Below are 20,395 nucleotides of genomic sequence, written 5' to 3'. Positions count from 1 at the left end.
CTACATGTGTTCGTGTTTCCGGGCGCCGCGGCAGAGCCGACGCCGGGAAGCGGGCAGCGAGGAAACGGTGACAGCGTGAGTGTTTTGTTGTTCGGGGTCTCTCATCGGAGTGCTCCGGTGTCAGTGCTCGAACGACTCGCCGTCTCCGATTACGACCGACCCAAGCTGGTCGAAGCGCTCATGCGCTCCCGCTCGGTGTCCGAGGCCATGCTGGTCTCCACCTGCAACCGGGTGGAGATCTACGCCGTGGTCGACGCCTTCCACCCCGCGCTCGAAGCCGTGGGGGAGGTGCTCGGCGAGCATTCGGGCCTGGCCGTCTCCGAGATGACCGAACACGCCTACGTCAAGTATTCCGAGGCGGCCGTCGAGCATCTGTTCTCGGTGGCGGCCGGCCTGGACTCGATGGTCGTCGGCGAACAGCAGATCCTCGGACAGATCCGCACCGCGTACACCGTGGCCGACCAGCAGCAGAGCGCCGGCAGTACCCTGCACGAGCTGTCCCAGCAGGCCCTGCGGGTGGGCAAGCGGGTGCACAGCGAGACCGGCATCGACCGGGCCGGCGCCTCGGTGGTGTCGGTGGCCGTCCACCGTGCGGCCGCCCTGCGCGGCGACGGCCATCCGCCGATGCGGCGGGCCGTGGTGATCGGCGCCGGCGCCATGGGCTCGCTGGCCACCAGCCAGCTCGCCCGCGACGGGGTCGACGAGATGGTGATCGTCAACCGCACCGCCACCCGGGCCGGCGAACTCGCCGACGGGGTGCGCGAGCGCTACGGCATCGCCGCCACCGGCGTGAGCCTCGACGAGGTCTCCGGGGCGATGGCCGGTGCCGACATCGTGGTGGCCTGTACCGGCTCGGTGAGCACCCTGCTGCAGGTGAGCGACGTGCACACGGCGCTGCTCGAGCGCACCAACCCGGCCCCGCTGATGATCTGCGATCTGGGGCTGCCGCGGAACGTCGATCCGATCGCCGCGCAGCTGCCCGGTGTGCAGATCATCGACATCGAAGGCCTGCGCGGCGATGCGCAGACCCGTGCCGCCACCGACGATGCGGAGGCCGCCCGCGCCATCGTCGCCGGCGAACTGGCCGACTATCTGGCCGCCCAGCGCCAGGCCGAGGTGACGCCCACCGTGGCCGCCCTGCGCCAGCGCGCCGCCGACCTGGTCGAGGCCGAGATCCTGCGGCTGGAGACCCGGCTTCCCGACCTGGAGCCCGGCCAGCGCGACGAGGTGGCCAAGGCGGTCCGACGGGTGGCCGACAAGCTGCTCCACGCGCCCACCGTGCGGGTCAAGCAACTCGCCTCCACCGGCAACGGCGACCTGTACGCCGAGGCGCTGCGCGAGCTGTTCGAACTCAAACCCGGATCCACCGAGACGCTGGTGGCGCCGGAAGGCGGGATCGAAGAGATCCACTGACGGGCCGTCCCGGCCCGGGCGGCGCCCGACGCCGCCGCAACCAACACCGAGAACACCGGGTCCCGGCGGGTCCGGGGAAGGAAGTGGCTGTGCCCGACCCGATCCGGATCGGAACCCGAGGATCTCTACTGGCCACCACACAGGCGCAGGGTGTCGCCGACCGGCTGACCGCCGCCGGCCACCCCGCCGAACTGGTGATCATCACCACCGACGGCGACGTCTCCACCGCACCGGTGGCGCAGATCGGCGTCGGCGTCTTCACCACGGCCATCCGTATCGCGCTGCGCAACGGCGAATGCGACGTGGCGATCCACTCCTACAAGGATCTGCCGACCGCCCCCGAGGACGACCTGACGATCGCGGCGGTCCCCGAACGCGTCGACCCGAGAGATGCCCTGGTCAGTGCGGGTGGCAAGGTCCTCGGAGAGCTCGCCCCGGGCGCCACCGTGGGCACCTCCTCGCCGCGGCGGGCCGCGCAGCTTAGAGCATTGGGTCTCGGTTTGGAAATTCGCCCCCTACGGGGCAACCTAGATTCTCGGTTGGGCAAAGTCGCGAACGGAGAACTGGACGCGGTCGTGGTCGCCCGAGCCGGACTGGTACGCATCGGTCGCGCCGATGCGGTCACCGAAGCCATCGACCCGATGGTGGTGTTACCCGCTCCGGCCCAGGGCGCTCTGGCGGTCGAGTGCCGATCCGATGACGCCGAACTGGTGAGAATACTCGCCGAGTTGGACGACGAGTCCACCCGCACCGCGGTCGACGCCGAGCGGGCAGTGCTGGCGGCCCTGGAGGCCGGCTGCACCGCACCGGTCGGAGCGATCGCCGAGGTGGTCGAATCGATCGACGAGGACGGGCGCATCTTCGCCGAACTGTCGCTGCGTGCGGCGGTGGCGGCCGAAGACGGATCCGAGGTGATCCGCTCTTCGGTGGTGGGCGCCCCCGATCGGGCCGTACAGCTCGGCAAGGATCTCGCCGCCGAACTGCTGGAGCGCGGCGCCGCCGCACTCGTCAGTCCGGAGGTGTGAGCGCACCTCGCGGTCCGACGGCTCCGGTGGAGAACGAACTGCAGCCCCGCATGCGGGGCAGGAGAGTGCGAACGCATGAGCCGTACGAAGAATGCTAATCCCGGCCGGATTCTGTTCGTCGGGTCGGGTCCGGGAAATCTGGATCTGCTGACAGTGCGCGCCCAAGACACCCTGGTCAACGCCACGGCCGCCTTCGTGGATCCGGACGTACCGCAGGCTGTCGTCGAGTTGATCGGCTCGGCGCATCACGTTCCCGAACCTCCCAGCCCGCGAGCCGGGCGCAAGTCCGCCAAGGCCGAGGCCGAGGCGGCCGACACCGCCCCGGCCGCGGCGGAGGAGACCGAGCCCATCGCGCAGCCGGCGCTCGGTGATCCGGCCCAGGTGGCCAAGAGCCTCGTCGCCAAGGCCCGCACCGGCGTGGACGTGGTGCGCGTGGTCTCCGGCGATCCGATGTCCACCGACGCGGTGCTCGCCGAGATCGCGGCCGTCGCCCGCACCACCGTGCCCTTCGAGGTGCTGCCCGGTCTGCCGTCCGCAGCCGTGGTCCCCGGCTTCGCCGGCATGCCGCTCGGCTCCGGCCACACCGTCGCCGACGTCCGCGGCGAGGTGGACTGGGCCGCTCTGGCCGCCGCCCCCGGACCGCTCGTGCTGCACGCCACCGACACCCACCTCGGCGAGGTCTCGGCTGCGCTCACCGAGCACGGACTGGCCCCGCAGACTCCGGTCGCGGTCACCGTCAACGGCACCACCTGCCAGCAGCGCACCATCGAGGCCACCCTGGCCACCCTGGTCGACGCCGCGGCCTCGGTGACCGGCCCGCTGCTGCTGACCGTGGGCAAGGTCGTCGGCCAGCGCAGCAAGTTCTCCTGGTGGGAGTCGCGGGCGCTGTACGGCTGGACCGTGCTGGTCCCGCGCACCAAGGAGCAGGCCGGCGACATGTCCGACCGGCTGGTGGCGCACGGCGCCATCCCGCGCGAGGTGCCGACCATCGCCGTGGAGCCGCCGCGCAGCCCGGCGCAGATGGAGCGTGCGGTCAAGGGGCTGGTGGACGGCCGCTACCAGTGGGTGGTGTTCACCTCCACCAACGCGGTGCGCGCCGTGTGGGAGAAGTTCGAGGAGTTCGGGCTCGACGCCCGCGCCTTCTCGGGTGTCAAGATCGCCTGCGTCGGTGAGGCCACCGCCGCCAAGGTGCGCTCCTTCGGCGTGGAGCCGGAGCTGCTGCCCAGCGGCGAACAGTCCTCCCTGGGGCTGCTCGAGGTGTTCCCGCCCTACGACGAGATCTTCGACCCGGTGGATCGCATCCTGCTGCCGCGCGCCGACATCGCCACCGAGACGCTCTCCGAGGGGCTGCGTGATCGCGGCTGGGAGATCGACGACGTGACCGCCTACCGCACCGTGCGGGCCGCACCGCCGCCCGCCGAGACCCGGGAGATGATCAAGACCGGCGGCTTCGACGCGGTCTGCTTCACCTCCAGCTCCACCGTGCGGAACCTGGTCGGCATCGCCGGCAAGCCCCACGCCCGGACCATCGTCGCCTGCATCGGCCCCAAGACCGCCGAGACCGCCGTCGAATTCGGCCTGCGGGTGGACGTGCGTCCGGAGAACGCCTCGGTCATCGAACTCGTCGACGCACTGGCCGCTCATGCGGCCGCGCTCCGCGCCGAGGGCGCACTGCCCCCGCCGCGGCGCAAGTCGCGTCGGTCGCGGTCCTGAGCGACGCACGTAGGATTGTCCGGTATGGACCGTCCGATCGCCCGCCCCCGGCGGCTGCGGACCACCGGCGCCATGCGCCGGCTGGTCGCGCAGAACCGTCTGCACCCCGCTCAGCTGGTGCTGCCGATGTTCGTCGCCGACGGCATCGATGAGCCCCGGCCGATCGTCTCGATGCCCGGGGTGGTGAACCACACCGTCGATTCGCTGCGCGCCGCCGCTGAGGAGGCGGTCCGCGCCGGGGTGGGCGGGCTGATGCTCTTCGGGGTGCCGTCGACCGGCGACAAGGACGCCACCGGCTCGGCCGGCGACGATCCGGACGGCATCCTCAACCGGGGACTGGCCGCTCTGCGCGCCGACCTCGGGGACGCCACCGTGCTGATGGCCGACACCTGCCTCGACGAGTTCACCGATCACGGCCACTGCGGGGTGCTCGACGACCGCGGCGGGGTGGACAACGACGCCACCCTCGTGCGCTATCAGGCGCTCGCCGTGGCGCAGGCCCGGGCGGGGGCGCATGTGGTGGGTCCGAGCGGCATGATGGACGGCCAGGTGGCCGCCATCCGCGAAGCCCTCGACGACGACGGGCACACCGACGTCTCGATCCTCGCCTACACCGCCAAGTACGCCTCGGCGTTCTACGGCCCGTTCCGCGAAGCCGTCGCCTCGTCGCTGCAGGGCGATCGACGCACCTATCAGCAGGATCCGGCCAACCGCGGCGAGGCGGTCCGGGAGCTGATCGCCGACCTCGACGAGGGCGCCGACATGGTGATGGTCAAACCCGCCATGAGCTACCTCGACATCGTCCGCGACGTGGCCGAACTGGCCGACCGGCCGGTCGCCGCCTACCAGATCAGCGGTGAGTACTCGATGATCTGCGCCGCCGCCGAACGCGGCTGGATCGACCGCGAGGCCGCCCTGGACGAGGCGGTGCTCTCGATCGTCCGGGCCGGCGCCTCGGTGGTCCTGACCTACGCGGCCGTCGAGATCGCCCACCGGCTCACCGCCCGGTAAAGGCTCATGCACCCGTATCAGCAGCAACCGTTCCATCCGCCGGCACCGCCGGCGCCCCCGGAGCCACCGGAACGGCCTGAGAGCATCCGGCTGGCGATCCAGCTGTGGGCGGCGGTCATCGTCTGTCAGGCGATCGCCGCGATCAGTCTGTACCCGGTGATGCATCGGGAGGCCAGACCCTTCGCCGAGGACTACCTCGAGCAGAGCGGCGCCTCCGGCGACGTCGGCTCGGCCCAGACCCTGATGGCGGTCGGCGCGACCGTCGTGCAGATCGTGGTGCTCGGCGGGTTGTCGGTGCTGGTGATGGTCTTCGCCTTCCAGGGCCGCTCCTGGGCCCGGCTGCTGCTGGGCTGGATGAGCGCCTTTCTGGCCGTGCTGCTGGTCTTCGACATCATCGGTCTGCTGGTCGGTGTGGACGACGATTCCATGCTTTCCGTTCCCGCCTGGGGGATGGTGCCACGTATTCTCGGCGGCGTGGCGGCCATGGGCGCCCTGGCCGCGCTGATGAACAAGGACAGTGCCCGCTACTGCCGTGAGACGGCGGAGTTCCGGAGCCGCACGAAGCCCGGACGCGGGGGAAGGTGATCGATGTGACCGACCAGGAGACCAAGGTCTACAAACCGGATCCGGCCAACCGGCCGACCCAGGTGATGTGGGCGCTGCGGTTGTGGCTGATCTCGGGCGCGCTGCTGATCGCGCTGGGCGTCTGGGGGGTGGTCGCCACCATGCTCGACACCGGCTGGGACTTCGGCGTGATCGCGGTGGCGGTGCTCTTCATCGTGGTGGGCGCGGCGTACATCGTGCTGTCCCGCAATGCCTGCACCATCGTCCAGTGGCGCGGCGCGCTGGCCGCGCTCACCTGCGTGGTGGTCGCGATGCTGCTGGTGCTGACCATCGGCTTCGCCGATGCCTCGCTGGCTCTGGTGCTCGCGGCCTCCGTGGTGGGCCTGTTCGGCTCGCTGCTGGCCTACCGGCCCGAGGCCGACGCCTGGTTCACCGGCCGGGACCTCGACAGCTACGGCCGCAAAGCCCGCAAGGAGCGCTCGTGAGCCGGTCCGGGCCCGACGGCGGGGATCCGGAGTGGACCTTCGACCCGGACAAGGACTACGACCCGGACGAGGACTTCGAGACCCTCGATGATCCCGACGAAGCCGACGACCCCGATGAGGAGTCCGGCGCGGCGGCCCGCCCGGCCGGTCCGCCGCTGACCGACGTCGACGGCCTGGACCGCGGCGAGACCCTCTACCGGGAGGCCGGCGGCAGCTGGTGGGTGGTGAGTATCGGGCCGGTGATGATCCTGCTGGTGCTGATCCTGGAGATCATCGGCGGCGGCCGCATCCACTGGGGTGTGCTGGTCATCTTCGGAATCGTGCTCGTCGGCTTCTCCGTGCTGCAGGTGATCGCCGCCCGCCAGCACGTCTCGATGGAACTGACCGAGACCACCCTGCGGCAGGGGACGCAGACCATCGCCGTGGCCGACATCGCCGAGATCTTCCCGGCCAACAACGGAAGCGAACCCCGCGACTGGGAGGCCGCCCGCGCCCTCGGTGAACTGCCCGCGGTGCCGCGCCGCCGCAAGGGCATCGGCCTTCGGCTCACCAACGGCAGACTGGCCCAGGCCTGGGCCCGGGACGTCGACCGGCTGCGCAGCGAACTGTCCGAGGCCGTACTGGCCGCGCAACTGGGGCTCGGCCCCACGAAGAAGTCCTCCTGACCGGCGTGCGCTTCCTGCTGAGCGCGCTGCTGCTGGCACTGCTCGCCGGCGGTGCGGTGGCCGCGGCGGAATTGCGCCCGCTGACCGGCGAGCCGACCGCCGGAGCCACCGAGGCGGTGCACCTGGGCGACAGCTACGCCGCCGGCACCGGGGTGACCCCGCTCGCCGCCGACTCCCCGTTCCCGTGTCAGCGATCCGCCCGCAACTTCGGCGCGCTGCTGGCGCGCCGGGAGCATTGGCGGCTCACCGACGTCTCCTGCGCCGGCGCGACCACCGCCGAACTGGGCCGCCCGCAGTACGAGGGCGTGCCGGCTCAGCTCGAGGCGCTGGGGCCGCAGACCGCTGTGGTCACTCTCACGATCGGCGGCAACGATGCCGGCCTGTTCTCCCGGCTGGTCGGCGGCTGCACCCGGGCCGGCCGCAGCGATCCGCGCGGCCACCCGTGCCGCGACGAACTGTCCGGGGAACTGACCGCGGCGCTCGACGGGCAGGTGGCCCCGGATCTGCGGCGGGCGCTGGCCCGGATCCGCGCGGCGGCCCCGAATGCGCAGATCCTCGTCGCGGGCTATCCGCGCGTCCTGCCCGCAACCGGCGGCTGCTTCGATCAGGTCAGTATCGCTGCAGGTGACAGGCCATTCGTTCGGCGGATGGAGGAAAGACTCAATCAGGCGGTGCAGGCGGCTGCGACGGCCGCGGGCGCGACCTTCGTCGACATGACCGGCCCGTCGGCCGGGCACGACGTCTGCGCCGGTGCCGCACAGCGCTGGGTGGAACCGATGATCGACGGCCCCGGGGCGCTCCATCCCAACGCCCGCGGACAGCAGGCGATCGCCGATGCGGTGGCCGCCGCACGAGGTGCGGCCGGGCCCCGATAACGGGGCCGCCGAGCCGCGCGCCGGGCCGGTCCGGGCGAATGCCGGATTGGGACCCGGCGCGCAGATTTGGAACACTGGAAGCCATGGTCCGTCCCCCCGCCGACAACGCCGCAGCTCGCGACCAGGTCACCACCGCCAGCGCCGAACTGTTCCGCCGGGCCGCCGCCAGCATTCCCGGCGGAGTCAACTCCCCGGTCCGCGCCTTCTCGGCCGTCGGCGGCACCCCCCGCTTCATCGCCGAGGCGAGCGGCTGCCGGCTGACCGACGTCGACGGCAACCGCTACGTGGACCTGGTCTGCTCGTGGGGGCCGATGATCCTGGGGCACGCCCACCCGCAGGTGGTGGATGCGGTGCGCGCGGCGGCCGCCTCCGGACTCTCGTTCGGTGCGCCCACCGAGGCCGAAGTGGCCCTGGCCGAGGCGATCGTCGACCGGGTGGAGCCGGTCGAGCAGGTGCGGCTGGTCAACTCCGGCACCGAGGCGACGATGTCGGCGGTGCGGCTGGCCCGCGGCTTCACCGGCCGGGCCAAGATCATCAAGTTCGCCGGCTGCTACCACGGGCACGTCGACGCCCTGCTGGCGCAGGCCGGCTCCGGCGTGGCCACCCTGGGCCTGCCCACCTCCCCGGGCGTGACCGGCGCCGCCGCCCACGACACCCTGGTGCTGCCGTACAACGATCTGGCCGCGGTGGAAGGCGCCTTCGAGCGGTACGGCGACGAGATCGCCGCGGTGATCACCGAGGCGGCCGCCGGCAACATGGGCACCGTGGCGCCGCTGCCCGGCTTCAACGCCGGTCTGCGCGACCTCTGCGACCGCCACGGGGCGCTGCTCATCCTCGACGAGGTGATGACCGGCTTCCGGGTGAGCGCCGCCGGCCACTACGGCCTCGAGCGGGTGCCGGCCGACCTGTTCACCTTCGGCAAGGTGATGAGCGGCGGACTGCCCGCCGCCGCCTTCGGGGGCCGCGCCGAGGTGATGGACCGTCTCGCCCCGAACGGGCCGGTCTACCAGGCCGGCACGCTGTCCGGGAACCCGGTGGCCGTGGCCGCCGGACTGACCACCCTCGCACTGGCCGGACCGGACGTGTACGCCGCGCTCGATGCCAACTCGGAGCGGCTCCAGCAGCTGATCACGCAGGCGCTGAGCGCCGCCGGGGTGGCGCACCGCATACAGTCCGCCGGCAATCTGTTCAGCGTCTTCTTCCTCGGCCCGGACGACGATCCGGACCGCCCCCTGCTCGACTATGCGGCCGTTCAGGGCACCCAGACCTGGCGGTTCGCCCCGTTCTTCCACGCCCTGCTGGCCGGCGGCGTGTACGCGCCGCCGAGCGCCTTCGAATCCTGGTTCGTGTCCACAGCCCTCGACGACGACGCCTTCGCGGTCATCGCCGACGCCCTGCCCGCCGCGGCCGCCGCTGCCGCCGGCGCCCGAGAGGATCACTGATGAAAACGATCGTGCACATGATGCGCCACGGTGAGGTGCACAATCCGGACGGGATCCTCTACGGTCGGCTGCCCGGCTACCGGCTCTCCGACACCGGTCGCGCCCAGGCACAGACCGTCGCCGATGCCCTCGCCGACCACGACATCACCGCGGTCTTCGCCTCGCCCCTGCAGCGCGCCCAGGAGACCGCCACCCCGCTCGCGCAGGCTCTCGGTCTCTCGATCGTCACCAACGACGATCTGATCGAGGCCGACAATCAGTTCGAGGGGCTGCGCGTGGCCGTCGGCGACGGCGCCCTGAGCCGGCCCCGGCACTGGCCCAAGCTGCGCGACCCGTTCACCCCGTCGTGGGGCGAGCCGTACATCCAGATCGCACACCGGATGCTCGCCGCCGCCAACAAGGCCCGCGAGACCGCCGCCGGACACGAGGTGGTCTGCGTGAGCCACCAGCTGCCGGTGTACACGCTGCGCCGATTCCTCGAGGGCCGCCGGCTCTGGCACGATCCGCGGGTGCGCCAGTGCTCGCTGGCCTCGCTGACCAGCCTGATCTACGACGGCGACGAGCTCGTCGAGATCGTCTACTCGGAACCGGCCGGCGCCTCCGACCCGATGATCACCGGGGCGTGAGCTGAGGTGACCGGAGAACCCGCCGCGGCCCGCCGCGGCCTGATCGTCGCCGCCCTGGCGGTGATCTGTGCGCTGCTCGCCACCGGCTGTTCGACCGGCGACGACGCGGTGGTGCAGGGGCAGGGCAACCAGATCGTCGCTCCGGACGGCAAGACCACCATCCACTACGCGGCCGCCGACCGGCAGCGCATCGGCAGCGTCCGCGGGGACAAGCTGATCGGCGACGGCGAGGTGAACCTGGACGACCTGGCCGGTCAGGTCGTGGTGATCAACGTCTGGGCGTCGTGGTGTCCGCCCTGCCGCAAGGAGTTCGCGGTCCTGGAGACGGTGTACGAGGAGACCAGGGACAAGGGCGTCTCGTTCGTCGGGATCGACTTCCGCGACAACCGGTCCAACGCCGAGGACTTCGTCACCGACCGGAACGTCCCGTACCCGTCGATCTACGACTACGGCGGGCGCACCATGGCCGTGCTGGGCGTGCCGGTGAGCGCGGTGCCCACCACGATCATCCTGGACCGCCAGTTGCGGCCGGCGGTGGTCTTCCTGCGGGCCGTCACCGAGGACGAACTGCGGGACGCGGTGCTGCAGGTGGTCGGCGAGGACGCCGGCACACAATGACCGGGACTGCACTGCGATGACCGAGACCACGCTGGCGAGCGTCGGCCAGACCTTCGCGAACACCGTCACCTCGGGCCCGCTGCTGCTGGCCCTCGGGGTGTGCGTGCTGGTCGGGCTGATCTCCTTCGCCTCGCCGTGCGTGGTGCCGCTGGTACCCGGCTATCTGTCGTACCTGGCCGGACTCGTGGGCGCCGAGGCCCCGGCGGTGAGCCCCGACGAGGCGCCCAAGCGGGGCCGCCTGCGCGTGGTGGGTGCGGCCGGACTGTTCGTCGCCGGATTCACCGCCGTCTACACCCTGGCGACGGCCGCCGTCTTCGGGGTCACCGACTTCTTCCTCGACGTGGACAATCTGGAGTTGATGCAGCGCATCGGCGGGGTGGTCACCATCGTGATGGGTCTGGTCTTCCTCGGGATGATCCCGCTGCTGCAGCGCGACCTGAAGTTCGCGCCCCGGATGGTCTCCAACCTGGTGGGCGCCCCGCTGCTGGGGGCGGTCTTCGCCGTCGGCTGGATACCGTGCTCGTCGGCCACCCTGGGCGCGGTGCTCATCGCCGCGCGCAGCACCGAGGGCAGTGACGCGGCCCGCGGCGTGCTGATGGTGATCGCCTACTGCCTGGGACTGGGCATCCCGTTCCTGATCCTGGCCTTCTCGTCGGCGTGGGCGCTGCGCAGCCTCGGTTTCCTGCGCCGCAACGCCCGCGTCGTTCAGATCATCGGGGGCGTGGCGATGATCGTGGTGGGTGCCCTGCTGGTGACCGGGGTGTGGAACGACTTCGTCGACTGGATCCGGATGAGTGTGGTCACGGATATGGAGTTGCCCGTATGAGTCCGACGACCCGCCCGGCCTGGTACCAGCGCTGGGTGATCGCACCGCTGCGCAAGACCTGGCGGTCGCTCACCTCCATGCGCACCGCGCTGGCCCTGCTGTTCCTGCTGGCACTGGCCGCCATCCCCGGCGCACTGCTGCCGCAGCGCGAGCTCAACGAGACCAAGACCGCCCAGTACATCGCCGATCACGGCTCGCTCGGGCAGTTCATGGACCGGATCGGCATGTTCGACGTCTTCTCGTCGGCCTGGTTCACCGCCATCTACGTGCTGCTCTTCGTCTCCCTGGTGGGCTGTCTCACCCCGCGTATCTGGGAGCACTACAAGGCGCTGCGCACCCCGCCGGTGGCCGCGCCGCGCAACCTGGCGCGGATGCCCCGGCACATCACCGAGACGGTCGACGGCGAGCCGGCCGAGGTGGCCGAGACGATCAGGACGAATCTGCGCGGCTGGCGCACCACGGTGCGCACCGTCGAACCGGGCAAGCGGTACCCGGACGGCGCGGTGGAGGTCTCGGCGGAGAAGGGCTATCTGCGCGAGTTCGGCAACCTGGTCTTCCACTTCGCGCTGCTGGCCCTGCTGGTGACCATCGCGCTGGGCAAGCTCTTCGGCTACGAGGGCAGCCGCACGCTGGTCGCCGACGGCCAGCAGGTGCTGTGCAACACCTCCACGGCCGTCTACGACACCTTCCGGTCCGGGGCGATGGTCGACGGCACGGGGCTCTCGCCGTTCTGCTTCAAGGTGGACCGTTTCGACGCGACCTTCCTGCCGAACGGTCAGCCGGACATGTACACCGCCGCGGTCGCCTACACCACCGATCCGTCGCAGCCGGAGGACGAGTGGCGTCACCGCGACGTGCGGGTCAACGATCCGCTGCGGCTCTCCGGCGACCGGGTGTACGTGCTGGGCAACGGTTTCGCGCCGACCTTCACGGTGACCTTCCCCAACGGGCAGAAGCGCACCCAGACCATGCCGTTCATCCCGCAGTCCACCCAGACCATGCTCTCGGAGGGCGCGATGCGCTTCGACACCCCGGGCGGGATGTACCCGGACGAGGACGAGCGGCGCAAGAACCAGATCGCGATCGACGGCCTCTTCGCGCCGGACGCGGTCTTCACCGGCGCGCACGGCGCCCTGCTCAGCTCGGCCGGCCCGCAGCCCAACGACCCGCAGGTGGCGGTGCGGGTCTACAAGGGCGACACCGGCCTGGACACCGGCCGCTCGCAGAGCGTCTACGAGCTCGACCAGAGCCTCATCGATCAGGGCCGGCTCAATCTCGAGGCCTCGGTGAATCTGAAGGTGGGGCAGGACACCACCCTCGCCGACGGCACGGTGGTCCGCTTCGACGGCTACCAGCGCTGGGTGTCGGTGCAGGTCTCGCACGATCCGGCGCAGAACGGCGTCCTGATCTCGGCGATCGTCATGCTCGCCGGCCTGGTGGTCTCGCTGCTGGTGCGCCGCCGGCGGCTCTGGGCGCGGCTGGTGCCCGAGCCGGAGCCGGCGTCGGCGTCGAGCGGCGACGGTGACGAGCCGGACTCCTCCGACGGCGCGCGACGACGTACTGTAGTAGAGGTTGCGGGTCTGGCCCGCACCGACCAGGCGGGCTGGGGAGAAGGCTTCGAGGAGCAGGCGCACGCGCTGCTCACCGAGGGCGGCGCGATCAAGCGGGGACGGCTGTGACCGGCGTAGGACGCCGGCCGCGGCGACGGCAGTGGAAGGACCGGACTGTTGAACACTGACATGAGCGGCTACGTCGACGAGACGCTCGGCCGCTACTCGGATCTGCTCTACAGCACCGCGATCACCGTCTACGTGGTCGCCATGCTGATGTTCCTCGCGGCCCTGGCCGGCAGCTGGTCGCGCAAACCGGCCTTCGAACGCGAGCTGGTCGGGGCGGTCAGCGGCGGCGCCGCGCCGGTCTCGACCGTCGTCGACGACCGGACCCCCGGCAAGATCGCCGGCACCGATCCGCGCCGGCGCCGCACCCTCGGCGAGAAGTTCGCCGCCATGGCCTATCCGGTGGTCTTCGTCGGGCTCATCGCGCACCTCACGTCGATCGTGCTGCGCGGGGTGGCCACCGACCGGGCCCCGTGGGGCAACATGTACGAGTTCATCTCGCTGACCATGGCCGCATGCGTCATCGCCGGTCTGGTGGTGCTGCGCAAGCCGGCCCAGCGTCCGCTGCTGAGCTTCGTGCTGCTGCCGGTCACCCTGCTGATGTTCATCGCCGGCCGCTGGCTCTACACCGAGGCCGCGCCGGTGGTGCCCGCCCTCAAGTCGTACTGGCTGGCGATCCACGTCTCGGTCATCTCCATCTCGTCGGGTGTGCTGCTGGTCTCGGGTGTGGCCAGCGTGCTGTACCTGGTCAAGCAGCGCTGGGCGCCGGACACCGACTCGGATCTGACCGACGAGGGGGTGCGCGGCCCGGGCGCGATGATGCGCCGTTTCCTCAGTCATCTGCCGTCCGCCGACGCCCTCGACCGGGTCGCCTACAAGTGCGTCGTCTTCGGTTTCCCGCTCTTCGGCCTGGGCATCGTCTTCGGCGCCATCTGGGCGGAGTCGTCCTGGGGCCGGTTCTGGGGCTGGGATCCCAAGGAGACGGTCTCGTTCATCGCCTGGGTGATCTACGCCGCCTACCTGCACGCCCGGGCCACCGCCGGCTGGCGGCACGCCGCGGCCTGGATCAACGTGGCCGGCTTCGTCGCACTGCTGTTCAACCTGTTCGCCATCAACCTGGTGGTGTCCGGGCTGCATTCCTACGCGGGCCTGTGAGAGCCGGACCCGCGCCGATCGCTGTCCACTAATCCAAGAGGAGTGAATGTGAAGAACGTCGGAGTCATCGGCGGCGGCACCATGGGCGCCGGAATCGCCGAAGTCGTCGCGAAGGCCGGAGTGCCGGTGCGGGTGCTCGAACGGGCCGAGGCCGTCGAGGCCGCGCAGGAGCGCATCGCCACCAGCCTGGCCCGCGGGGTCAAGGCCGGCAAGCTGAGCGAAGAGGACTCGGCCGCGACGCTGGCCCGCGTCACCGTGACCACCGACATCGAGAGCTTCGCCGACGCCGACCTGGTCATCGAGGCCATGCCGGAGATCGAGGAGCTCAAGGTGGAGTACTTCACCAAACTCGACTCGATCGTCCGCCCGGACGCGATCCTGGCCACCAACACCTCGTCGATCCCGGTGATCCGGCTGGCCAACGCCACCGAGCACCCGGAGCGGGTGCTGGGCATGCACTTCTTCAACCCGGTGCCGGTGATGACGCTGGTGGAGATCGTCACCACCCTGCGCGTCGACCGCGCCGTGGTCGATACCGTGACCGAGTTCGCGCGCGAGGGCCTCGGCAAGAAGACCATCGAGTCCAAGGACCAGGCCGGCTTCATCGTCAACGCCCTGCTGGTGCCGTACCTGACCAGCGCCATGCGCATGTACGAGACCGGTTTCGCCAGCGCCGAGGACATCGACGAGGGCATGCGGCACGGCTGCGGCCACCCGATGGGGCCGCTGCGGCTGAGCGACACCGTGGGCCTGGACGTCATGCTCTCGGTGGCCGAATCGCTCTACGCCGAGTTCAACGAGCCGCACTACGCGCCGCCGGTGATCCTGCGCCGCATGGTCGACGCCGGCTACCTGGGCCGCAAGTCCGGCCGCGGCTTCTACGACTACAGCAAGTAGGGCGGGGGCCCGGCGCTCACAGCTTGCGCAGGAAGTCCGGATCGTCGTCCGGCCCGCGCGGAGCGTTCCGGTCCGCGGGCGGGACGTGCTCGCGTCCGGTGAGCAGACGCCACACGAGGAATCCGATCACGCAGAGCACGAGCAGGGCCAGCAGGTAGGGCATGCCTACAACGGTACGCGGCGGCGACCCCGAGGGGGTCGCCGCCGTCGTTCGTGCGGTGCCGGCTGCAGCCGGGACGTTCAGCGGTTGAGCAGCTCCACCACGTCGGCCTCCCGGAAACGGCGATGGCCGCCGGGGGTGCGGATGGACGGCAGCACGCCGGTGGTGGCCCAGCGGGCCACGGTCTTCGGATTCACATTGAACATCTCGGCGACCTGACCGGGCGTGAGATTGTGCTGCTTCGCCAGGGCCGGGGTGATCGTGGCGTCGTCGGTGATCGACATGGGCTGACCTCCAGGTGGTAGTGCTTGCCTCGCCTCCATGGATACACCGCGCACCCCCGGGTGCTCGAATGGTCAGGAAACGGTAAAGAGTCGGTAATGTCCGATTGCCGCCGTCGTCATTCGGGTCCGGGGCCTGCCACGACGTACCCTGGAAGCCATGGCTGACGACGATTCCACCACCCAGACGACCGGGCCCGGGCAGACCCGCGCGACCGCCGGTTCGCTGACCGGCTGGGTGGCCCTGTACTCCCTCGCCCGGCTGGCGCTGGTCGCCGTCCTCGCCGCGATCATCATGGGCATCGGGTACCTGGTGGACGTGAAGGTGCCGGTGCTGGTGGCGGCCCTGTTCGGCGTGCTGATCGCGCTCCCGCTGGCCCTGGTGATCTTCAAGCCGCTGCGGCTGAAGGTGAACCAGCAGATCGCCGAGGTCGACGCCGACCGGGCGGCCCGGCGCAACGATCTGCAGTCCCGGCTCCGCGGCGAACGGGACTGAGGCGGCCGCCGTGCGCGTCGTCGACCGTCCTCACAGCCATGACTGGACAGCGGCGGCGGTCGGCGTCATCGACGCCGATGCGCGTCGCACCGCCGACACCCACCTGCTCAAGGTGGATCTGCCGGCCTGGGCCCACCGGCCCGGCCGCGAGATCGCGCTCTATCTGAAGGACGAGTCGACCCACCCGACCGGTTCGCTCAAGCATCGGCTGGCGCGGTCGCTGTTCCTGTACGCGCTCTGCAACGGCTGGATCGTCGAGGGCACCACGGTGATCGAGGCCTCGTCCGGATCCACCGCGGTCTCCGAGGCCTACTTCGCCAAACTGATCGGGGTGCCCTTCGTCGCGGTGATGGTGCGCAGCACCAGCCCGCGCAAGATCGAACTCATCGAACGGCAGGGCGGCCGCTGTCATTTCGTCGATCGCCCGGACCAGATCTACGCCGTGGCCCAGCAGCTGGCCGACGACCTCGGCGGACACTTCATCGACCAGTTCACCATGGCCGAGCGGGCCACCGACTGGCGCGGCAACAACAACATCGCCGAATCGGTGTTCGCCCAGCTGGCCCGCGAGCCGCGGCCGATCCCGGACTGGATCGTGGTGGGCGCCGGGACCGGCGGCACATCGGCCACCTTCGGCCGGTATCTGCGCTACCAGCGTCACCCCACCCGGCTGTGCGTGGTGGACGTGGAGAACTCGGTCTTCCTGCCGGCGTACGCCTCCGGCGATGCCGCGCTCACCTCGCCCGGCGCCTCCCGCATCGAGGGGATCGGCCGGCCCCGGGTGGAGCCCTCCTTCATCGGCCAGGTGATCGATCGGATGATCGGCGTCCCCGACGCCGCGTCGATCGCCGCCGAACGCTTCATCAGCGACCGCCTCGGCCGCCGGGTGGGCGGCTCCACCGGCACCAACATCTGGGGCGCCTTCGCGCTGATCGGCGAGGCGCTGGCACAGGACGCGCCGACCAGTGTGGTGACCCTTCTCTGCGATGCCGGTGACCGATACGATCACATATATTTCAACGACGACTGGGTCGCCGAACAGGGATTGGAGCTGGCGCCGCCGACCGCGGTGCTCGAACACTTCTGGACCACCGGCGCCTGGGAACCGGGGGAGTAGCCGCGCCCGCGGGTGCCGCGCCACCGGGAAGGAGCGAGGCATGGCCGTGGTGGAAGCGACCGACCTGGTCCGCGAATACCGGCTCGGCGACCAGAGCGTCCGGGCGCTCGACGGCGCGAGCCTGACCTTGGACGGCGGACAGTTCGTCTCGGTGATCGGCCCCTCCGGCGCCGGTAAGTCCACCCTGCTGCACATCATCGGCGCCCTCGACACCCCCACCTCGGGCAGCATCGTCGTCGACGGCGTGGACCTGGCGTCCCTCGACGACGACGCGGCCTCCGAGTTCCGCCGGCACCGGGTGGGCTTCATCTTCCAGTTCTTCAACCTGGTGCCCACTCTCTCCGCGTGGGAGAACGTGGCGCTGCCCATGCTGCTGGACTCGCGGTCGATGGCCCGGGCCAAGCCGCGCGCGGTGGAGCTGATGGAGCGGGTGGGACTGGGCGACCGGATCGACCACCGGCCCACCGAACTGTCCGGCGGCCAGATGCAGCGGGTGGCCATCGCCCGGTCGCTGATCATGGACCCGAAGATCCTGCTGGCCGACGAGCCGACCGGCAACCTCGACTCCAGGACCGGCCACGACGTGCTCGAGCTGCTGGCCGAGGTGGCCCACGACGACCCCGACCGGCTGGTGCTGATGGTGACCCACGACAACAACGCCGCCGCGGTCTGCGACCGGGTGATCACCGTCCGCGACGGCATCGTCCTCGACGACGGCCGCACCGGCCCGGCCGGCCGGTCGCAGCGCGGGCCCTCCGCCGCGTCGCTGCAAGCCATGCTCACCACCGGACCGCTTCCGGTGGTCGACGGCGGCGGCCGGCACCGCTCGGGACTGTAGCCCGCGGTGGCCGGGAAGAACGCGCTCGCCGCCGCCGGGCGCTCACTGCTGGCGGGCGCCACCCGTGTCCGGGTGCTGAACCTGCGGGAGCTCGCCGGGCACCGGCTCCGGGTGATCACCTCGCTGATCGTGGTGATCGTCTCCTCGGCGCTGCTGATCGCGGTACTCGGCGCGTACGGTTCGATGACCGAGTCCGTGCGCACCTTCAACGCGGCGATCTCCGGTGACGCCACCGTCGAGGTGGCCGGTATCGCGGATTCGGGAGTCGACCAGGATCTGGTCACACAGCTGCGCCGGGAGGTCGACGACGCCAAGGCCGTGGTGCCGATGGTGCGCGGCAGTGTGCTGCTCGACGGGACGTCGACCACACTCCTCGGCTCGGACGCCCGGGTGAGCGCCCTGTCCGCGCAGATGCGGGCGGCGATGGCCGGGGCCGGCGACGACCTCGACCCCGCCCTCCTCGAGGACGGGGTGATCGCCGGCGCGGGCACCGGCCTCCGGCCCGGGCAGCACGTGCAGATCAGCGGTGCGCAGGTCACCGTGCTCGAAGTGGTCGACGATCCGTCGACGAGAGTACTCAACGGCGGACGGTTCCTGTTCGCCTATCTGCCGCTGGCCCAGCGGCTGACCGGCCTCGACGGCGCCGTCGACTCGATCCTGATCGTCCCGCAGCCGGGCGTGGGGAAATCGGCGCTTCGGGAGCAGGTGGCGGCGGTGGTGGGCGGCCGCGCCGCCGTCCTCGACCCGGACTTCCGGGTCAAGCAGGCCGAGACGGCCGGCTCGGTGACCCGCGACTCGACGCTGCTGGTCTCGGCGGTCTCGCTGATCATCGCCGCCTTCCTGGTCTTCAACACGATGAACATGGCGGTCGCCTCGCGCCGGCAGTCGCTGGCGATGATCCGCGCCCTGGGCGCCCGGCGCCGGCACCTGGTGGGCGATCTGCTGGCCGAGTCCGCGATCTTCGGGGCGATCGGCGGCCTGATCGGTGTGCCGCTCGGCGTTCTCGCCGGGCGCTGGGCCATCAGCCGGCTGCCGGGGTCGCGGAGCGGCGTACCCGTCGAGGTGAGCTACCACCTGCCCGGCTACGCGGTGCCGCTGGCGGTGCTCGCCTGCCTGATCGCCTGTGTCGCGGCCACGGCGCTGGCCGCCCGCTCGGTGTTCGCCGTGGAGCCGGTCGAGGCCATGGTGCCCGGGGCGGCCGCCGATGCGGCACCGCCCCGGCGCAGCACCCGACGGGTCGCCGGGCTGATCGGGCTGGCGCTGGTCGTCGGCTCGGTGGTGATGGGCCTGACGGTGCCCGGCCGCCCGGTGATCCTGGCCGGCGCGGTGTTCGCTGTCGGTGCCCTGCTGGTGTGCTTCGGCATCACCACCGTGCTGGTGCGGGCGGTGGTGATCGTGTCCGGCCGGCTGCGCGGGCCGGGCCGGCTGGCGGCGGTCAACAGCGAACGCGCCCCGCGCCGGGTCTGGGCCACCGTGATGACGGTGGCGGTGGCGATCGCGGTCGGCATGGGCATCTCCGGCGCGCTGAACAACATGGTCTCGTCCATCTCGGACTCGCTCGCCGGGCTCGACGACCCGGACCTGTACGTCTCCTCCCAGTCCATGGACGAGATCCCGACCGGGCCGATCCTCGACCCGCGGATCGCCGAGGAGGTCTCGGCGCTGCCCGGGGTCGGGCAGGTGGTCGGCGGGCAGTGGGCCACCGCCAACATCGGCGACGCGCGGGCGCAACTGCAGGGTCTGCGGCCCGAGACGACGGCGCCGTTCATGAGGAAGACCTCGCCGTCGGCGCTGACGCAGGTGCTCGACGGCGACGGCATGGTGCTCTCGAGCGTGCTCGCCCGCACCCTCGACGTTGAGACCGGGGACACGCTGCGGCTGGCCACCCCCACCGGCTATCACGATCTGGTGGTGCGCGAGGTCGTGAACTATCCGACCATCGACTCGGGGACCGGGGCGATGTCGGCGCCCTTGCTCGAGAAGTGGTTCGACCGGCCCGGCGACACCTACCTGCAGGTCCAGCTGGCGCCCGGTGCGGACGCCGCACAGATCCGTGAGCAGGTCGCGGAGGTCGCCGCGCGCCATCCGGGGGCCGGGAACACGCCGGTGCACGTCTACAGCGGCGCCGAGGCGCTGCGCTCGACCCAGCGGACCGTCGAGCAGTCGGGCGCGTTCACCGTCGCCATCCAGTGGATCGTCGCCGGGGCGGCGGCGCTGGCGCTGCTGAACACCCTTCTGCTGTCGGTGATCGAACGCCGCCGGGAGATCGGGGTGCTGCGGGCGATGGGCGCCTCCCGCCGGTTCGTGGTGAAGATGGTGCTCGCCGAGGCCGGCTCGGTGGCCGCGGTCGGCGCGGTGACCGGAGTGGTGATCGGGACCGGCCTGCATGCGCTGGCCGACGTCCTGCTCACCGAGACCACCTCCATCGACATCGCCTACCGGCCACAGCTCTCGGCGGTGCTGTACGTGGCGGTGGCGGCCCTGCTGTGCCTGCTCGGCGCCCTGGTGCCGGCCCTGCGGGCGTCCCGGATGAACATCACCGACGCGCTGCAGTCCGAGTGAGCCTCCGGGG

At 71.1% G+C, this 20,395-nt stretch carries 20 protein-coding genes and 1 pseudogene; 19 read left to right on the top strand and 2 right to left on the bottom strand.

From position 1 onward, the window contains the following. The first annotated feature begins 75 nt into the window (after positions 1 to 75). The 15 genes from ACJMNC_RS12745 (at position 76) to ACJMNC_RS12675 (ending at position 14,931) form a co-directional block, all read left to right on the top strand. Positions 76 to 1,413: a glutamyl-tRNA reductase gene (locus ACJMNC_RS12745; protein WP_408948326.1), complete on the top strand. Its 1,338-nt coding sequence runs from the start codon at positions 76 to 78 to the stop codon at positions 1,411 to 1,413. 83 nt (positions 1,414 to 1,496) lie between these two features. Continuing rightward, on the top strand, positions 1,497 to 2,438 hold the full coding sequence (gene hemC / locus ACJMNC_RS12740) for a hydroxymethylbilane synthase (RefSeq protein ID WP_408948325.1): 942 nt from the start codon (positions 1,497 to 1,499) through the stop codon (positions 2,436 to 2,438). A gap of 75 nt (positions 2,439 to 2,513) precedes the next feature. Continuing rightward, a complete protein-coding gene (locus ACJMNC_RS12735) occupies positions 2,514 to 4,151 on the top strand; it encodes a uroporphyrinogen-III synthase (protein ID WP_408948324.1) in 1,638 nt (545 codons plus the stop codon). 24 nt (positions 4,152 to 4,175) lie between these two features. Beyond that, a complete protein-coding gene (gene hemB / locus ACJMNC_RS12730; RefSeq protein ID WP_408948323.1) occupies positions 4,176 to 5,162 on the top strand; it encodes a porphobilinogen synthase in 987 nt (328 codons plus the stop codon). Positions 5,163 to 5,168: 6 nt separating this feature from the next. Next, a complete protein-coding gene (locus tag ACJMNC_RS12725; protein WP_408948322.1) occupies positions 5,169 to 5,747 on the top strand; it encodes a hypothetical protein in 579 nt (192 codons plus the stop codon). Positions 5,748 to 5,752: 5 nt separating this feature from the next. Then, a complete protein-coding gene (locus ACJMNC_RS12720) occupies positions 5,753 to 6,211 on the top strand; it encodes a hypothetical protein (RefSeq protein ID WP_408948321.1) in 459 nt (152 codons plus the stop codon). Next, entirely contained in the window at positions 6,208 to 6,876 is a 669-nt protein-coding gene (locus ACJMNC_RS12715) for a DUF3093 domain-containing protein (protein ID WP_408948320.1), read from the top strand. The genes ACJMNC_RS12720 and ACJMNC_RS12715 overlap by 4 nt, the downstream gene beginning before the upstream one ends. A gap of 5 nt (positions 6,877 to 6,881) precedes the next feature. Continuing rightward, a complete protein-coding gene (locus ACJMNC_RS12710) occupies positions 6,882 to 7,751 on the top strand; it encodes an SGNH/GDSL hydrolase family protein (protein ID WP_408948319.1) in 870 nt (289 codons plus the stop codon). Between the two features lie 83 nt (positions 7,752 to 7,834). After that, positions 7,835 to 9,193 carry a glutamate-1-semialdehyde 2,1-aminomutase gene (gene hemL / locus ACJMNC_RS12705; protein WP_408948318.1) on the top strand — a complete coding sequence of 453 codons (1,359 nt, stop codon included), beginning with the start codon at positions 7,835 to 7,837 and terminating at the stop codon, positions 9,191 to 9,193. Beyond that, positions 9,193 to 9,819 carry a histidine phosphatase family protein gene (locus tag ACJMNC_RS12700; protein WP_408948317.1) on the top strand — a complete coding sequence of 209 codons (627 nt, stop codon included), beginning with the start codon at positions 9,193 to 9,195 and terminating at the stop codon, positions 9,817 to 9,819. The genes hemL and ACJMNC_RS12700 overlap by 1 nt, the downstream gene beginning before the upstream one ends. A 6-nt stretch (positions 9,820 to 9,825) precedes the next feature. Continuing rightward, entirely contained in the window at positions 9,826 to 10,437 is a 612-nt protein-coding gene (locus tag ACJMNC_RS12695; RefSeq protein ID WP_408948316.1) for a TlpA family protein disulfide reductase, read from the top strand. Positions 10,438 to 10,453: 16 nt separating this feature from the next. Then, positions 10,454 to 11,263, top strand: a complete 810-nt coding sequence (locus tag ACJMNC_RS12690) for a cytochrome c biogenesis CcdA family protein (protein WP_408948315.1) — start codon at positions 10,454 to 10,456, stop codon at positions 11,261 to 11,263. Next, the gene (locus ACJMNC_RS12685; RefSeq protein WP_408948314.1) at positions 11,260 to 12,942 is read left to right on the top strand and encodes a cytochrome c biogenesis protein ResB; all 1,683 of its coding nucleotides are present in this window, start codon (positions 11,260 to 11,262) and stop codon (positions 12,940 to 12,942) included. The genes ACJMNC_RS12690 and ACJMNC_RS12685 overlap by 4 nt, the downstream gene beginning before the upstream one ends. Before the next feature lie 60 nt (positions 12,943 to 13,002). After that, a complete protein-coding gene (gene ccsB / locus ACJMNC_RS12680) occupies positions 13,003 to 14,034 on the top strand; it encodes a c-type cytochrome biogenesis protein CcsB (protein ID WP_408948362.1) in 1,032 nt (343 codons plus the stop codon). 48 nt (positions 14,035 to 14,082) lie between these two features. Further along, complete coding sequence (locus ACJMNC_RS12675; RefSeq protein WP_408948313.1) at positions 14,083 to 14,931, top strand: 3-hydroxybutyryl-CoA dehydrogenase; 849 nt, start codon at positions 14,083 to 14,085, stop codon at positions 14,929 to 14,931. A gap of 16 nt (positions 14,932 to 14,947) precedes the next feature. Here ACJMNC_RS12675 and ACJMNC_RS12670 read toward each other — a convergent pair whose 3' ends face one another. Further along, positions 14,948 to 15,094, bottom strand: coding sequence for a hypothetical protein (locus ACJMNC_RS12670; RefSeq protein WP_408948312.1), 147 nt, complete (start codon positions 15,092 to 15,094; stop codon positions 14,948 to 14,950). Between the two features lie 77 nt (positions 15,095 to 15,171). Beyond that, positions 15,172 to 15,375 carry a BldC family transcriptional regulator gene (locus tag ACJMNC_RS12665; RefSeq protein ID WP_408948311.1) on the bottom strand — a complete coding sequence of 68 codons (204 nt, stop codon included), beginning with the start codon at positions 15,373 to 15,375 and terminating at the stop codon, positions 15,172 to 15,174. A 157-nt stretch (positions 15,376 to 15,532) separates the two neighbouring features. Here ACJMNC_RS12665 and ACJMNC_RS12660 point away from each other — a divergent pair, with 157 nt between their 5' ends. From ACJMNC_RS12660 to ACJMNC_RS12645, 4 genes and pseudogenes are all read left to right on the top strand, one after another. After that, a complete protein-coding gene (locus ACJMNC_RS12660; RefSeq protein ID WP_408948310.1) occupies positions 15,533 to 15,868 on the top strand; it encodes a DUF4229 domain-containing protein in 336 nt (111 codons plus the stop codon). Between the two features lie 10 nt (positions 15,869 to 15,878). After that, complete coding sequence (locus ACJMNC_RS12655) at positions 15,879 to 16,985, top strand: PLP-dependent cysteine synthase family protein (protein ID WP_408948309.1); 1,107 nt, start codon at positions 15,879 to 15,881, stop codon at positions 16,983 to 16,985. Positions 16,986 to 17,025: 40 nt separating this feature from the next. Beyond that, positions 17,026 to 17,685 (top strand): annotated as a pseudogene (locus tag ACJMNC_RS12650) (ABC transporter ATP-binding protein); the annotation flags it as partial. Positions 17,686 to 17,829: 144 nt separating this feature from the next. Beyond that, a complete protein-coding gene (locus ACJMNC_RS12645) occupies positions 17,830 to 20,385 on the top strand; it encodes an FtsX-like permease family protein (protein WP_408948308.1) in 2,556 nt (851 codons plus the stop codon). The last annotated feature ends 10 nt before the right edge of the window (positions 20,386 to 20,395 follow it).

It is taken from the genome of Gordonia sp. VNK21 (assembly GCF_046098115.1).
Lineage (GTDB): Bacteria > Actinomycetota > Actinomycetes > Mycobacteriales > Mycobacteriaceae > Gordonia.
This window is presented reverse-complemented; position numbering and strand designations above follow the sequence as displayed.

Excerpts from the sequence above, each read along its gene's own strand:
- ACJMNC_RS12735 (WP_408948324.1), top strand. The coding sequence starts at position 2,514 with ATGAGCCGTACGAAGAATGCTAATCCCGGCCGGATTCTGTTCGTCGGG.
- ACJMNC_RS12685 (WP_408948314.1), top strand. The coding sequence starts at position 11,260 with ATGAGTCCGACGACCCGCCCGGCCTGGTACCAGCGCTGGGTGATCGCA.
- ACJMNC_RS12725 (WP_408948322.1), top strand. The coding sequence starts at position 5,169 with ATGCACCCGTATCAGCAGCAACCGTTCCATCCGCCGGCACCGCCGGCG.
- ccsB (WP_408948362.1), top strand. The coding sequence starts at position 13,003 with ATGAGCGGCTACGTCGACGAGACGCTCGGCCGCTACTCGGATCTGCTC.
- ACJMNC_RS12670 (WP_408948312.1), bottom strand. The coding sequence starts at position 15,094 with ATGCCCTACCTGCTGGCCCTGCTCGTGCTCTGCGTGATCGGATTCCTC.
- ACJMNC_RS12660 (WP_408948310.1), top strand. The coding sequence starts at position 15,533 with ATGGCTGACGACGATTCCACCACCCAGACGACCGGGCCCGGGCAGACC.
- hemB (WP_408948323.1), top strand. The coding sequence starts at position 4,176 with ATGGACCGTCCGATCGCCCGCCCCCGGCGGCTGCGGACCACCGGCGCC.
- ACJMNC_RS12665 (WP_408948311.1), bottom strand. The coding sequence starts at position 15,375 with ATGTCGATCACCGACGACGCCACGATCACCCCGGCCCTGGCGAAGCAG.
- ACJMNC_RS12700 (WP_408948317.1), top strand. The coding sequence starts at position 9,193 with ATGAAAACGATCGTGCACATGATGCGCCACGGTGAGGTGCACAATCCG.
- ACJMNC_RS12690 (WP_408948315.1), top strand. The coding sequence starts at position 10,454 with ATGACCGAGACCACGCTGGCGAGCGTCGGCCAGACCTTCGCGAACACC.
- hemL (WP_408948318.1), top strand. The coding sequence starts at position 7,835 with ATGGTCCGTCCCCCCGCCGACAACGCCGCAGCTCGCGACCAGGTCACC.